This window comes from Thalassospira lohafexi, assembly GCF_002844275.1.
Taxonomy (GTDB): Bacteria; Pseudomonadota; Alphaproteobacteria; order Rhodospirillales; family Thalassospiraceae; genus Thalassospira; species Thalassospira lohafexi.
Genome location: NZ_NXGX01000001.1, coordinates 234,445 through 248,776 on the forward strand (window position 1 = coordinate 234,445; position 14,332 = coordinate 248,776).

Below are 14,332 nucleotides of genomic sequence, written 5' to 3' on the forward strand. Positions count from 1 at the left end.
TGAAGGACCATTGCGCCCACGTGCTTTTACGCTTGGCAAGCTTGCTGCGGGGCCTGCGTGCCCGCTTCAGGCGCGGCGTGTGTTGTTTAATGATGCGATGGAAGTTCGGTACTGGAAAACCGATAGCAGAATGCATGCGTTAGCACGCAATGCCGACGGTGATATGCTTTTGTTCGTGCACGAAGGTGCAGGGGAACTATTTTGCGATTACGGACATCTGTCCTATTGCGACGGGGATTATATTCTGTTGCCTCGTGGAACGGCATGGCGGGTTGAGCCAGAAGGTACTTGCGAATTTATGATGATAGAAGCAACGGGGGATGCATTTGGTCTGCCGGACCCAAACAATGTGCCCGGCGGCGTTTCGGTGGATCCGATGCGCTTTACCTTACCCAGCATTGATGACGCGTTTCGCGCCCAGCAAGATGATGCCTTTTGGGAAATCCATATCAAACGCCGTGGGGCGATTTCAACACTGACATATCCTTATAACCCGCTTGATGCCGCGGGCTGGGAGGGGGATTTATGTGTTGTAAAACTGAACTGGCGTGATTTGGCACAGCGTCGCGCACCGGGGCAAAAGGTTCCGCCTGCAGCCCATTGCACCTTTGTTTCCAATAACATGTCGATTAGCACTTTTGTGCCCAAGGTCGGTGAGGGGCAATCGGGCATGCTGCGCGTACCATTTTATCATTCCAACGAGGATGTTGATGAGTTCGTGTTTTACCATCGCGGCGAGTTTTTCAGTCGGGGTGACATCAAGGCAGGTATGGCAACATTCCATCCCAGTGGTTTCCCGCATGGACCCCATCCATGTTCCTATCAGGAAAAAATGATAGAAGCCCCGGTGGAAACGGACGAGGTGGCCGTAATGATCGACAGTCTGGCCTTCCTGACTGTTGATGAGACGATTCCCGATGGGGCTGAATGGAAAGCATATGTGAAAACTTGGGAAAAAGCGCAGGAAACGCTATAAACTCTTGATCCGGATCGTTGGGCAATGGCAATGTCATCGCCGCGAGATTTGAACGCGGCGGTGACCAAAACGTTAATGATTTTGTCAGCTTGTCGCGGTAACTTATGATTTGATCAAGACACAGGCCCTATGGTGTCAAAACAGTCCAAGCACCAGACGTTCCGATAGATGGTCGTTGTGGTTTCGCAAAACGTGCAAGCGGCTCAAAAATTATTGTTACCGGAACAGGTTGACCAAAGCCGATAATGACCAAACAGAAGATTGTCCAATCCGTAAGTCATAAAACTCCTGATGGGCCAAAGGCATCAGAAGATCCGTTGGCATGTCTGCCGCAAAGTTTTCTGTCGCGCGGTGCACGTACACCGTTCACCAGCAAAAGCCTGCGATATGCGCGCGTGGCCGAGGGCAAGGGTGGACGCGCCATGGTCAATTTGCCCGGTCTTGCCGGCGGGCTTGGGACATATGAGTTGCCCCTTGATACCTTGCGTGAAGTCTTTGATCTTTCGGTTCATGACAGGATGTTGTTTGACCGTCTGCTGGAACTTGAAACCTTGCGCCCGAACACGGTTCTTGAACAGGCACGTGCTGTTGCTATTACGGGTGTTGGTGGTGTCGAACTGGCGCGGGTGAACAATGCGCGCGGCCAGGAAGAAAAATCATCACGTGAACTTGGCCAACTTGCTGTTTTGCATCAGGCCTTGCGTCAGCTCGGTGGTGCTGCCGTTCAGGACATGAAGCGCGAAGAGCTGCTGACGATGGAAGGGCAGATCCGTGCCCGCAAGGCGTTGAACCGTTTTTCCTCGGAACACAAGGTTGCCAATGACACCATCATCGACAGTCTTGGCGAATGGAGCAAAATGTCGGCACCGGTCGGCTTGGCACTTGACGGGTGTCAGGGACCGTTGCGTGTTCTGGTTACAGATCTTAAAAAATTTGCATCAGATGTTGAGGAATGGGCCAATTCCGAGCAGGCCGATTTCCGGTTTATGGCGGGGCGTATCAGCAGCGCGACCAAGGCAACCTGTGATCATGCGATGAAGCTGATCAGTCAGGTTGATGGTTGGAACAATGAACTTGGCAAGGTTCTGACCGATTGGGAGCGTGCCAAGAAAGATATCGCTAAAATGATTGATCATCTTTGGTGGTTGCTTGATGGCTGGCAGGAACTGATTGATCTTTGGCAAAAGCGCCCGGTAAATGATCGTGTACGCCAACGCGAAATAATCGAAGAAGTCGCCAGTTTCACACCGGTCCTGCCGATTGAGGAAATCGCCGTCGCAGAGCAGCAGTTCTGGATTGATGTCCGCGTGAACCAGATGTTGTGGGCAGGTGAATTGCGTAAATTGGGTAGTGGTGAAATAGATGCCGATATGGTGGATCGTCTCGAACGCTTCAGGAGACAGTCTGCATGAAGGTTGAAGATGCCGGAAAACTCGGTGCTTCGCAGCTCGGTCAGCTGTTCGAATCCCTAAGCGGTTCTGAAATCGCCCGGTTTACCCGTGCGATCGAAAGTGATCGTGTCGATCCGAAGCTTCCCCTTCCGCATGAAACGATCCTGCAAATCCTGCGTCCGCGTCTGGCGTCTCTCAAGCCGGAACGCTATCCCACACCGATGCGCCAGTTTTGCGATCCGATCGAAGATCTTTTGACGTCGGCAATGCCAAGTGACAAAAGCATTCGCATCAGCCGATCGTCGTTAATGCCGATCTGGAACTTTGTCAGCAGTGCCGCCGGACCCGAATTCCAAAAGGCGATGCGCGATATCGAGGTCGCGGCCGCCGCGCGCAATGCTGATAAACTTGCCGCTGCTGAAAGAACGCTTTGGAAGCTGGGCGCTCGTTGCATCGAAGATGAGGTCGAAGCGTCTCATAACGGCGTAAAGCAGGAACGCGCCCTTGCAACCCGGCTTGGGTCACGCCTTCATCTTAAGGCCCTGATCGAGATGGGGCAGATTTTGAACGTTGGCGAAGAGATCGCGCAAGTTCGTGATCGGTTCCCGTCCGCACCGATACGTGCACTTGACCCCAATGATGTTTCCTGGTTGCGTGACCGGTTTGTTGAAATTTCCGAAGCCAAACCGGGGCTGGAGCCGATGTTCCTGCTTGCGGTTTTGGCCCGGCTTCTGCGCCCGAGTGAATTGTTCAAGCTGATCCGTGTCCTGTCGAACAAGGCAGATGACCGTACCATCGAAAAAACCAATCTTGCGGAAACCGGCGACCTGATCATTGATCTGCTCGCAGAAACCGTGACCGAGATTGAAGAAGGCGTTGGGACAGGCAAGGACGAAGCCCATATTCTGTCACTCGCACGTTGGTATGCATCTGAGTTTACGCGCATCACCCGCGAATTTAAAATCCGCAAGGACGGTCGCTGGGGGGAAAAGCTGCTTGAAACACGCCGGCGCGTGTCAAAGGCGTTGGCAAATACAATGTTCGGGGCAACACCTGAACGCGTAATTGATGCCTTACCAAAACTTGAAGTGCGTCAGGGGCCAGGTTCAGGCGCGAAAGGATTGGCAAGGCCAATCTTTGCTCAGGATTTTGATGATGAGAAGGTTCTGGCGGCTGAAAAGTCGGCAGAAGCCATCGCCGAAACTGCACGCATTTCCGATGTTCTTGCCGCACAAAGCTCGGCAGCCAAGGCGGTTGTAGAGCTTAAGAAAAAGCTCAACCAGATTGGTCGTGCAGGTGTTGACGGCATGGGGCGCTTGGCCCCGGAAGAAATCCCGGTTGCCCAGCGAAACCTTATGGCGACGGTACGTTTGCTTGAAATTGTTGACGGCCCCGAAGATGCGGATGTTTTACGTCGACGCGGCATGTCAGCCTTACGCGCGCTTCAAGGGCAGAAGGCAGGTTAAGGAACCCGTTTTCTGATATCTTGAATGTTGGCGATGACCGGAACTTTTGGTCTTAAGGCTTGAGTTTTGCTGTTACCTCAAGCTGATCTAGCCACCCCATGAAAGCGCGAATTTTTGGAAGGCGTGATCGGCTGACGGGGCTGGTCGCATAATAATGAAACGGGCTTGCCTGTGGCGGGCCGAACGGGGCAATAATCCGGCCGTTCTTGAGCTCGTCTTCAATGGCAAATGTCGGGAGGAGTGCAACACCTAGTCCGGCTGCCGCCGCCTGCATGGCCATGGTGAAATGTTCGAACTTCGGCCCGTTTTCCCCATCAATATCGGTAAATCCACTTGCGGCAAGCCAGTCAGCCCAGCCGCGTGGTCGGGTTGCGATATGAAGCAGGGGGAAGTGGCGCAAATCATCGGTTCTTGGCATATGATCAAGCTTGCTGGTCAATTGTGGTCCACAGATTGGCACCATTTCCTCGCCGTGCAAAATATGTGCATCTAGCCCCGACCATTGACCATCACCAAACAGAACCGCGATATCGATTTGTTCGCGGTCAAAATCGGGCATGCCGATGCGTGAAATGAAATTGATCACGATATCGGGAAATTGGGCGCGAAAGGCTGGCAACAAAGGGATCAAACAGCGCGAGCCAAATGTTGGTGGGGCGGCAACGGTCAAAACACCACTTTCCGATCCGCCCGACAGCAACGTCAATGTTGCACTTTCAAGGTGATCAAGGGCCGGGCGGATGGATTGAAGGTAATTTTCGCCCTCAGGGGTCAGGACAAGTCGCTGCTTTTCACGGGTAAACAGTTTGCAGCCCAACCAGTCTTCAAGTCCCTGTATCTGACGGCTGATCGCACTTTGCGTCAGATAGAGTTCTTCTGCTGCGCGCGATGCACTACCAAAACGTGCTGTTTGCTCAAAACAGCTTAGGGCCTTCAGGCTGGGGATGCGGCGGCTCACGATTTGGTCCTGTTTTTAATATGATCAACCTAGTTCATGAGTTTTATGCATAAACTAAATCACTTTTATCATTTGCAACTTGATCTGCCAATTCCTAGCTTACCCCTATAAGCGATAAGCTTTCAGGGGTAATGTCGTCTCGCCCTTCTATGACGTTACCCCTGTTTTGTTTTCATTAATTTCATAAGAGGATCAGGCATATGGCCAGCCGCGCACCTTTTCACTGGGAAGATCCGCTCCTGCTTGAAGATCAGTTGAGCGAAGAAGAGCGCATGATCCGCGACGCGGCGCGCGCATATTGTCAGGAAAACCTTCAGACCCGTGTTCTCGAAGCCAACCGCCACGAGATTTTCCACCGTGAAATCATGACCGAAATGGGTGAGCTTGGCCTGCTTGGCCCGACGATCCCTGAAGAATACGGCGGGCCGGGTGTCAACCATGTGGCCTATGGTCTGGTGGCGCGCGAAGTCGAACGTGTGGACTCGGGGTATCGCTCGGCAATGTCGGTACAAAGCTCGCTCGTGATGCATCCGATCTTTGCCTATGGCAGCGAAGAACAGCGTAAAAAATATCTTCCGAAACTGGCAATTGGCGAATGGGTTGGCTGTTTTGGTCTGACCGAGCCGGATCACGGTTCCGATCCGGGTGGTATGAAAACTCGTGCCCGCAAGGCCGATGGTGGCTTTACCCTGTCGGGGGCGAAAATGTGGATCACCAACAGCCCGATTGCGGACATATTCGTTGTTTGGGGCAAGGATGACGACGGTGTCATTCGCGGCTTTATCCTTGAAAAAGGTATGAAGGGCCTGTCGGCACCTGAAATCGAAGGCAAGTTTTCGCTGCGTGCCTCGATCACCGGTGAGATCGTTATGGACAATGTCTTTGTGCCCGAAGAAAACATGCTGCCGAATGTGAAGGGCCTTGGCGGTCCGTTTGGTTGCTTGAACAAGGCACGTTACGGTATCGCTTGGGGTGCCATGGGGGCAGCTGAATTCTGCTGGCATGCGGCACGTCAATATACTCTTGACCGCAAACAGTTTGGTCGTCCATTGGCCGCCAATCAGTTGATCCAGCTGAAGCTGGCGAACATGCAGACCGAAATCACGCTGGGTCTTCAGGGGGCTTTGCAGTTGGGTCGTATGCTCGATGCTGGAACGGCGGCACCTGAATCGATCTCGCTGATGAAGCGTAACAACTGCGGCAAGGCGCTTGATATTGCCCGTGTATCGCGGGATATGCACGGCGGCAACGGTATCGCCGATGAATACCATGTTATTCGCCATGCGATGAACCTTGAGGCTGTGAATACTTACGAGGGAACGCATGACATTCATGCTCTGATCCTTGGCCGTGCTCAGACCGGTATTCAGGCTTTCTCGTCCGAAAGCTAAGTTAAGGTCTCGGCGGGCGGTTGCGTTAAGCTTCCGCCCGTTTTCAGTCCTGATCGCATATTCTGTTTTTGATATTTCCGGGATAAATAGATGACAGGCGCGCTTTCTGGCATTCGTGTGCTCGACCTTTCTCGTGTGCTGGCAGGACCTTGGGCCAGTCAGACGCTGGCCGATCTGGGGGCTGAGGTCATCAAGATCGAACGTCCCGGCGCCGGGGATGACACCCGTGGCTGGGGCCCGCCCTTTGCCAAGGACGAAGCCGGAAACGATACCACCGAAGCGGCCTATTACCTGACGGCAAACCGGGGCAAAAAATCACTAACGGTCGATATCACCAAGCCCGAAGGTCAGGAGATTGTCTGTAATCTTGCGGCCCAAAGCGACGTGGTTTTGGAAAACTTCAAGGTTGGCGGTCTCGCCAAATACGGCCTTGATTACACGTCACTCGCAAAAATCAATCCCAAGCTGGTTTATTGCTCGATCACCGGGTTTGGTCAGGATGGGCCCTATAAAGACCGTCCTGGCTATGATTTCATGATCCAGGGCATGGGCGGGCTGATGAGCATCACCGGTGCCCCGGATGAGGCTCCCGGCGGACAACCGATGAAGGTCGGCGTCGCGGTGGCCGATATCTTTACCGGCCTTTACGCCACCATCGGTATTTTGTCAGCGCTCCGCCATCGCGATGCGACGGGTGAAGGTCAGCATATCGATTTGGCATTGCTGGATGTCCAGACGGCTGTGCTTGCCAATCAGGCGATGAACTATCTGACAACCGGCGTTGCACCTGGTCGCCTTGGCAATGCCCATCCCAATATTGTGCCCTATGAAGCGTTTCCGTCTGCTGATGGCTATTTGATTTTGGCGGTGGGCAATGACAGCCAGTTTAAAAGTTTCTGCGAAGTTGCGGGCTTGAATGATCTTCCTGCTGACACGCGCTATGCGACCAACCGGTCGCGCGTGGCAAACCGCGAAACGCTGGTGCCGATGATCCGTCGGGCCATGGTTACCAAAACCACCGATGAATGGATTGCGGTGCTTGAAAAGGCCAATGTCCCGTGCGGGCCGATTAACACGCTGGACCGCGTATTTGATAACCCGCAAGTTCAGCATCGCGGCATGATCCGCTATCTTGATCACCCGGTTGCTGGTAAAGTTCCAACGGTTGCAAATCCAATCAAGTTTTCCAAAACGCCAATTTCCGGTGAGACAGCCGCACCGATGTTGGGGCAACATAGTGATGAAATCCTGCGTAAGGTTGCCGATCTAAGTGACGAGCAAATCGAAAAACTTCGCAGCGCCGGAATTATCTGATTATCCATTTTGGCGGGCTGTTTCGGTTTAAAGACGCATCGGTTTACGTCGAATAGGTGGTAAATTGGCGATTTGTGCGATGCACAAAATTTTAAAAACCCTTGATTTAACGCAACCAAAGCCTTTCTGATTAAAGATTGTGCGTGGATGTTGCGGAACTTCTTGAATTTTACGTGTTTTTGCTCAAGGTGAATTGCAACTATCTGAATATTTTATATCCTTTTAAAAAATACAAATCGGGGATGTGCATGTCAGAAGTTGTGATTTCTGCTCAGTCGGTCAGTAAAACCTTTGGCGCGGGGGCCGATAAGGTTACCGCCCTTGACGACGTATCGGTTGATATCTTTCAAAATGAATTCTTCACAATGCTGGGCCCGTCAGGCTGTGGCAAAACCACTTTGCTGCGTCTTATCGGCGGGTTTGAGCAGGCAAGTGCTGGGCAGATTTTGCTCGAAGGGCAGGCGTTAAACGATTTGCCGCCGTTCAAACGCCCGATCAATACCGTTTTCCAGTCATATGCGCTGTTCCCGCATTTGACGGTGCGCCAGAACATTACCTTTGGTCTTGAAATGAAGTCCATATCGCGTTCTGACGCAAATGCGCGGGCTGATGAAATGTTGGAGCTGGTGCAACTTGCTCAATACGGGGATCGTTCGCCAAGTCAACTTTCCGGCGGGCAGCAGCAACGTATCGCGCTTGCACGCGCCCTTGCCCCTGCACCAAAGGTGTTGCTTCTTGATGAGCCGCTTTCGGCCCTTGATCTGAAATTGCGCAAGGAAATGCAGATCGAACTCAAACGTTTGCAAACCGAAACCGGCATTACCTTTGTCTTCGTCACCCACGATCAGGAAGAAGCACTTGCGATGTCCGATCGCATTGCGGTGATGCAGTCTGGTAAAATCTTGCAGGTTGGCGCGCCGCGTGAAATTTACGAACAACCGACCCATCGCTTTGTTGCTGACTTTATCGGGGACAGCAATTTCCTGCGGGGGGATTTGGTTGATGGGCCACATGGTGGGCACGCAATCAGCTTTGGTGAAGGTCAGGTGATCAATCTGGCGCAAGATGTTAAATCCGACAAGCTCAAGGATGTGAACGTCTCGATCCGTCCAGAACGGCTCAGCATCACAGACGCACAAACCGCCAAAAGTAACCAGCTTACCGGGACGGTGACGTTTGTGACCTATTTCGGAACCGATACCACCTATCGCGTTGATCTGGATGGTCAGGGGCCGGTGACAGTCCGCATGCAAAATGGGGACGGGGCAAATGCGCAATTTGGCAAAGGCGACCGTGTCGGTGTTGTTATGCCCCCTGAAGCAATTCGCGTACTGGTGGACTGATCATGGCACAGTTGTTTCGTAGTAAACGATTTTGGCTGATCGCACCGGCGGTTGTTTATATCGCTTTCTTCATGGCCATTCCGCTGATGCAGATGGCCTATGTCTCGATCCTGGAACGCGGCGATTATGGCGGGGTTAATTGGGGGGCGTTTTCGGTCGATGCCTATGTCAATTTCCTGTTTGAACGCGACCTTATGGATAATCTGGTGCTCAACACCGATTATATCCAAATCTTTGTCCGTTCCTTTGGTCTGTCGGCCATGACCATGGTTTTTGCCCTGCTGCTTGGTTTTCCAACCGCGTTTTACATTTCCATGCAGTCGCAGGGGCGTCGCAACTTTCTGATCTTTTTGGTGACGATCCCGTTCTGGACCAACATTCTGGTTCGAAACTATGCGTGGATGTTGTTGTTGCGCAATGGTGGTTTGATTGATGGATTTCTGAACTGGGCCGGGATTGAAACCGGCGGGCTTGATATCCTCTATACGCCCTATGCCGTCTCCATCGGCCTGACCTACACCTATTTGCCGTTCATGGTGCTGCCAATTTATGCCAGCCTTGAAAAGCTTGACCACAGGTTGGTTGAGGCCGCATTTGACCTTGGTGCGGATAAACGCCGTGCCATGAAACGTGTGATTTTGCCGCTTGCTGCACCGGGCATTGCAGCGGGCTGTATCCTTGTTTTCATTCCTTGCCTTGGCGCCTATGTCACCCCGGAGCTTTTGGGTGGTGGCAAGTTCATGATGATTGCCAACTTGATTGGCAGTCAGTTTGGTGCGGCGCGTAACTGGCCGTTTGGCGCGGGGCTTGGCTTTGTCTTGCTGGCGCTGGTTTTGATTTCGATGCTGGCCTATTCGCTGAAATTCAAATCATTGCCGGAGGAAAAGATATGAAGGTCGATGCCTCCAACCCGCTATGGCGTTTTCGCGGGATCACCTCGACGGCAATGTTGTTCTTTGCCTATTTGTATCTGCCGATTGTGATCCTGATTGCGCTGTCCTTTAACGAAAACAGGCTGGCCACCATCTGGACGGGCTTTACCACCGATTGGTATGTTGTGGCGTTGTCCAATGATGACATGTTGCGCGCGGCACAAAATTCGCTTGTGGTGGCGGTTTCCGCGACCGTCATTGCGACGATTGCCGCAACCTTGGCCGCAATGGGAATGTCACGCGGGCGTTTCCGTGGTGAAACCGGTGTATCGGCCATGTTGGCCTTGCCGTTGCTGGTCCCCGAAGTTGTTACTGCGATTGCAACCTTGCTGTTCTTTGTGGCCATCGGGATCAAGCTTGGCCTTGTGACCATCATAATTGCCCATACGGTATTTTGTATTCCGTTTGCCTATTTGCCGATCCGCGCCCGGCTTGAGGGCATGGACCCGTCTTTGACCGAGGCGGCAAATGATCTTTATGCCAACGAATGGAAGGCGTTCCGTCGTGTAACCTTGCCGTTGCTGTGGCCCGGCATTTTGTCGGGTGCTATGTTGTCCTTTATCATCTCGTTGGATGACTTTGTGATTTCATACTTCGTCGGCGGGGCTGGGGCGACCACGCTTCCGATCTATATCTTTGGCATGATCCGTATTGGTATTACGCCAGAGGTCAACGCCATTTCGGCGATGATGTTGCTGGTGTCGATTATCTTTGTCAGCGTGTCATTCCTGATAGATCGCATTCGCTACTAACAATTCCTTTTCAGGTGTTCGGTTTCTGGACGGGCCGAACGCATAAAACAATAAATGACCGTCCATAACAGGGAGACTTACGATGAAATTTCGTTCCGTAATTTTAGGAGCATCTGCTCTTGCCTTGTTGTCCGTTGGGTCGGCAAAAGCAGATGGTGAACTGTTCTTCTATAACTGGTCGAACTATTTTCCACCTGAACTGATGGAAAAGTTCGAAAAGGAAACCGGCATTAAGGTCACACTGGATGTCTATGATTCCAACGAAACCATGCTGGCAAAGCTTCAGGCTGGCGCATCCGGCTACGACATTGCTGTAGCGTCTGATTACATGGTCGATGTGATGATCAAGGAAGGTTTGGCAACCGAGATTGATGCCAAAGACTTTGAGAATTTCAAAAATGTCGCCAAGCCACACGACACCATGAAATACGATCCTGATCGTAAATACTCCGCGACCTATCTTTGGGGCACAACCGGCTTTACCTATGACGCATCGGCAACCGATGCTGAAATGGAACGCAGCTGGAAAGAATTCTTTGAGCCACGTGAAGAATTCCGCGGCAAGATCGGCGCGCTGAATGACGAAGTCGAGATGTTCAATGCAGCGTCCTACTACGCCGGTGTGGAAAAATGCACAGAAGACCCGGCTGAGGCGCAAAAAGTCCTCGACGTTCTGCTAAAGCAGAAACCTTACATCGCGGTGTATAGCTCCGAAGGTACGATTGATCGGATGTCAGCACGTGAAGTTTCCATGCATATGCAATGGAACGGTGCCGCACACCGGACCAAGGAAACCATTCCAGAAGCCGTCTTTGTGTACCCGAAAGAAGGCCTGACCTATTGGTCGGATCACTTCGTTGTTCCGACCGGTGCACCGAACCTCGAAAATGCCAAAACCTTCCTGAACTGGATGATGAAGCCGGAAAATGCCGCCGAGGCATCGAACTATGCCGGTTACATGAATTCGATCAAAGGAAGTGGTGAGTTTATGGATCCGTCCATGAATGATGATCCTGCGGTGAATATGCCCGAAGAGTATGCCGATCTTTTGATCGCGGGGCAGAACTGCTCGGTCAAGGCGCGTGATCTGCGCAACCGGGTTTGGACCAAGCTTAAAAGCTGATCTCAATTGTGAAAACCGGATTGTTTCGGCCCGACAGCACATGCGCCGGGCCGAAACATTTTTCCGTGATTTTAGCCACCATCGCCCCATTCGACAGGAAGACCATGTCATGACGTCGCCCGCTTCTTTCCCTGATTACGTTACGATTGCGCTTTGGGCCACCAACCTTGGTAAACCGATCAGCAGCATGGCCGATTGGGCCGATCATGTTGATGGGCAAATGGCGAAGGCCGCCAAACAGGGAGCGAAGGTCTTTGTCATGCCTGAATATGACAGTGAACAGTGGATGGCCTTTAAGCCAGAAGGTCTTCAAACCAATCAGGAAATTTCCTGGATGGCGGATCAGGCGCCGGCTGCACGTGAACATGCCGTCCGGCTTTCAAAAAAGCATGACATGCTGTTTGTCGCCGGAAGCATGCCTTGGCATCTTGATCCGGCGGACCCGGCCAAGGGGCAAACAAACAGTGCGATGATCTTTACGCCAGAAGGCGATGCAATCATTCAGGATAAACTTTCCCTAACTCCCGGTGAGCAGGAGCCCGATGACTGGAACCTTATCCCAGGTAAGGAGTTTGGCGTTTTTAAATGGCGCGGTTTGAACGTAGCAGTTCTGATCTGCCTTGATATTGAAATGCCTGCTCTTTCGTGTTTGCTCGCCCCGCTTGATATTGATCTACTTTTGGTGCCCTCGATGACAATGACCCCGTCGGGCTATCACCGTGTGTTTGGCTGCGCCAAAGCCCGTGCAGTTGAACTGATGACCGTGATCGGGGCATGTGGCACGACGGGGACGGCAATCAATACAACGCAAAACCCGACAAATTATTCCGGCTGTTCGGTCTTTACCCCGTGCGAGCCGCAGCTTGGCCATACGGGTATTTTTGCCCAGACCGAACCAACATTTGATGATGGTGGCGATGGTGAAATGCTGATCGCCAAGGATATCCCGGTTGGACTTGTCCGTGCGTTGCGTGGTGGCGATGCCGAAGTCTGGCCCGGTGGTTGGACGGCAAATCACGTGCAAATCAACAGTAAGACGTCATAACGACTTGAACCTTGCGGCAAAATGACAAGGATGATGTTGGTTGGGTAATCTGGCCACGGGGCATCTGTGTGCGTGACATGGACCAAGATACAAATAAGTTTGGAGCAAAAATCGCATGAAGATTGCAGTTATGGGTGCAGGTGCCGTCGGGTGTTATTACGGTGCCATGCTGGCGCGCGCCTGGCATGAGGTGACCTTGATCGGACGTCCGACCCATGTTGAGGCAATGAACCGCGATGGATTGCTTCTCGATCTGGGAACATCGCAGGAATATGTCGCTGTGACCGGCAGTACGGAGGCTTCGTCCGTTGACGGTGCAGAACTGATTTTGTTTTGTGTAAAGTCGACGGATACGGAAGATGCGGGTCAGCAGATCAAACCGTTTATTGGCAAGGACACCATTATCCTCAGTCTGCAAAACGGTGTTGATAACGCCGAACGCCTTGGTCAGGTTCTTGGTCAGCCAGTTATTCCTGTGGTGGTGTATGTTGCAACCAGCATGGGTGGTGCCGGCCATGTGAAACACCATGGTCGCGGTGAACTCGTCATTGGCATGTCATCGCAAAGCCAGGTGGTCGCAGATACATTGCGTCCGGCGCGCATTCCCGTCGAAATTTCCGAAAATGCCGATGGTGCATTGTGGGCCAAAATGATTCTCAACTGTGCCTATAACGCGTTGTCCGCAATTACCCAGACCCCATACGGCGAACTGGTGAAGCAGGACGGTGTTTGGGATGTAATGCGCAATGCGGTGGATGAATGCCTTGCGGTTGCGGCGGCCTGCGGCGTTACTGTTCCGGGTGACGTCTGGGGGGCAATTGAAAAGATTGTCGAAACCATGCCCGCGCAGTTTTCATCGACCGCACAGGATTTGGCACGCGGCAAGCCAAGCGAGATCGATTATCTCAATGGTTATATCGTACGCAAAGGCCGCGAATTTGGCATTGCCACCCCGACCAATCTTGCGTTGCATGCCATCACCCGGCTACGCGAACTTAAGGGCGTTGCGGGTTAGTTTCACATTTTTGTTTGCTTGAAGACATCGTCAAGGTGACGCTGAGTGACAGCGATGGCGGCCGCGGCGTCAACATGGCCAATCATTACGGATGTGCCCAGCCCGTGAACAAGCGCGATCAGCCTAGTGGCCTCAAAGGACGGATTGGCCTGTGCTGGTAAGCTGCCGTCCCGCTGACATTCCATAAACAGATTACAAAGTTGTCGTTCCAATCGTTTTGGTCCGTCGGCGAAAGGGTGGGATGCCATAACACTATCGGTCATGGCAATAACCGCATAGGACAACCAGACAATATGGAAAGTCCGGCTGTCCGGTTCATTCGGGATAGCTTCGTTAGCAAATATCTCAAGGATACGGCGCGGATTTTCACTAGTGATTTCCCCCGAAAGACGGTCAGCCCATCTTTGATGGCTGTCTGCTTCGAGTTTCAGCAAGGCGGCATGCATCAGCCCCGCTTTGTCAGTGAAGTAATATTGTACCAGACGTAGGGAAACATTCGCCTCGGCCGCAACGGCGCGCATTGTGACCTCATGCAGTCCAATGCGTGTGGCAAGCTTGATCAGGGCATTGATGATCTCGTTGCAACGTTGCTCATGATCGACAAATTTTGGCATCTGGTTCCGTCA

At 52.5% G+C, this 14,332-nt stretch carries 13 protein-coding genes; 11 read left to right on the forward strand and 2 right to left on the reverse strand.

The annotated features are described in order from the left end of the window. The first annotated feature begins 10 nt into the window (after positions 1–10). The 3 genes from COO92_RS01035 (at position 11) to COO92_RS01045 (ending at position 3,833) form a co-directional block, all read left to right on the forward strand. A complete protein-coding gene (locus COO92_RS01035) occupies positions 11–976 on the forward strand; it encodes a homogentisate 1,2-dioxygenase (protein WP_240626273.1) in 966 nt (321 codons plus the stop codon). Positions 977–1,221: 245 nt separating this feature from the next. Next, a complete protein-coding gene (locus COO92_RS01040; RefSeq protein WP_240626274.1) occupies positions 1,222–2,388 on the forward strand; it encodes a hypothetical protein in 1,167 nt (388 codons plus the stop codon). After that, entirely contained in the window at positions 2,385–3,833 is a 1,449-nt protein-coding gene (locus COO92_RS01045; RefSeq protein WP_101299126.1) for a hypothetical protein, read from the forward strand. Before COO92_RS01040 ends, COO92_RS01045 begins: the two co-directional genes overlap by 4 nt. A 52-nt stretch (positions 3,834–3,885) precedes the next feature. On the opposite strand, the gene COO92_RS01050 is transcribed toward COO92_RS01045, so the two are convergent. Beyond that, positions 3,886–4,791, reverse strand: coding sequence for a LysR substrate-binding domain-containing protein (locus COO92_RS01050; protein ID WP_101299128.1), 906 nt, complete (start codon positions 4,789–4,791; stop codon positions 3,886–3,888). A 200-nt stretch (positions 4,792–4,991) separates the two neighbouring features. Between COO92_RS01050 and COO92_RS01055 the strand changes: the two genes are divergently transcribed. The 8 genes from COO92_RS01055 to COO92_RS01090 all read left to right on the forward strand — a co-directional run bounded on the left by COO92_RS01055 (position 4,992) and on the right by COO92_RS01090 (position 13,706). Beyond that, positions 4,992–6,182, forward strand: a complete 1,191-nt coding sequence (locus COO92_RS01055; protein WP_101299130.1) for an acyl-CoA dehydrogenase — start codon at positions 4,992–4,994, stop codon at positions 6,180–6,182. 90 nt (positions 6,183–6,272) lie between these two features. Then, positions 6,273–7,496: a CaiB/BaiF CoA transferase family protein gene (locus COO92_RS01060; protein WP_101299131.1), complete on the forward strand. Its 1,224-nt coding sequence runs from the start codon at positions 6,273–6,275 to the stop codon at positions 7,494–7,496. A gap of 248 nt (positions 7,497–7,744) precedes the next feature. Then, positions 7,745–8,839 carry an ABC transporter ATP-binding protein gene (locus COO92_RS01065; protein WP_101299978.1) on the forward strand — a complete coding sequence of 365 codons (1,095 nt, stop codon included), beginning with the start codon at positions 7,745–7,747 and terminating at the stop codon, positions 8,837–8,839. Positions 8,840–8,841: 2 nt separating this feature from the next. Further along, positions 8,842–9,732 (forward strand): ABC transporter permease, encoded by an 891-nt coding sequence (locus COO92_RS01070; RefSeq protein ID WP_101299133.1) that lies wholly within the window; start codon positions 8,842–8,844, stop codon positions 9,730–9,732. Continuing rightward, positions 9,729–10,523: an ABC transporter permease gene (locus COO92_RS01075; protein WP_101299134.1), complete on the forward strand. Its 795-nt coding sequence runs from the start codon at positions 9,729–9,731 to the stop codon at positions 10,521–10,523. Before COO92_RS01070 ends, COO92_RS01075 begins: the two co-directional genes overlap by 4 nt. Positions 10,524–10,605: 82 nt before the next feature. Beyond that, a complete protein-coding gene (locus COO92_RS01080) occupies positions 10,606–11,646 on the forward strand; it encodes an extracellular solute-binding protein (protein ID WP_101299136.1) in 1,041 nt (346 codons plus the stop codon). Between the two features lie 109 nt (positions 11,647–11,755). After that, the gene (locus tag COO92_RS01085; RefSeq protein ID WP_101299138.1) at positions 11,756–12,691 is read left to right on the forward strand and encodes a nitrilase-related carbon-nitrogen hydrolase; all 936 of its coding nucleotides are present in this window, start codon (positions 11,756–11,758) and stop codon (positions 12,689–12,691) included. Positions 12,692–12,806: 115 nt separating this feature from the next. Continuing rightward, the gene (locus tag COO92_RS01090) at positions 12,807–13,706 is read left to right on the forward strand and encodes a ketopantoate reductase family protein (protein ID WP_101299140.1); all 900 of its coding nucleotides are present in this window, start codon (positions 12,807–12,809) and stop codon (positions 13,704–13,706) included. A gap of 2 nt (positions 13,707–13,708) precedes the next feature. On the opposite strand, the gene COO92_RS01095 is transcribed toward COO92_RS01090, so the two are convergent. Next, positions 13,709–14,320 (reverse strand): TetR/AcrR family transcriptional regulator, encoded by a 612-nt coding sequence (locus COO92_RS01095; RefSeq protein ID WP_101299141.1) that lies wholly within the window; start codon positions 14,318–14,320, stop codon positions 13,709–13,711. Positions 14,321–14,332 lie beyond the last annotated feature (12 nt).

Coding starts and splice junctions, on each gene's coding strand:
- COO92_RS01070 (WP_101299133.1), top strand. CDS start 8,842: ATGGCACAGTTGTTTCGTAGTAAACGATTTTGGCTGATCGCACCGGCG.
- COO92_RS01090 (WP_101299140.1), top strand. CDS start 12,807: ATGAAGATTGCAGTTATGGGTGCAGGTGCCGTCGGGTGTTATTACGGT.
- COO92_RS01055 (WP_101299130.1), top strand. CDS start 4,992: ATGGCCAGCCGCGCACCTTTTCACTGGGAAGATCCGCTCCTGCTTGAA.
- COO92_RS01085 (WP_101299138.1), top strand. CDS start 11,756: ATGACGTCGCCCGCTTCTTTCCCTGATTACGTTACGATTGCGCTTTGG.
- COO92_RS01080 (WP_101299136.1), top strand. CDS start 10,606: ATGAAATTTCGTTCCGTAATTTTAGGAGCATCTGCTCTTGCCTTGTTG.
- COO92_RS01040 (WP_240626274.1), top strand. CDS start 1,222: ATGACCAAACAGAAGATTGTCCAATCCGTAAGTCATAAAACTCCTGAT.
- COO92_RS01095 (WP_101299141.1), bottom strand. CDS start 14,320: ATGCCAAAATTTGTCGATCATGAGCAACGTTGCAACGAGATCATCAAT.
- COO92_RS01060 (WP_101299131.1), top strand. CDS start 6,273: ATGACAGGCGCGCTTTCTGGCATTCGTGTGCTCGACCTTTCTCGTGTG.
- COO92_RS01075 (WP_101299134.1), top strand. CDS start 9,729: ATGAAGGTCGATGCCTCCAACCCGCTATGGCGTTTTCGCGGGATCACC.
- COO92_RS01065 (WP_101299978.1), top strand. CDS start 7,745: ATGTCAGAAGTTGTGATTTCTGCTCAGTCGGTCAGTAAAACCTTTGGC.
- COO92_RS01045 (WP_101299126.1), top strand. CDS start 2,385: ATGAAGGTTGAAGATGCCGGAAAACTCGGTGCTTCGCAGCTCGGTCAG.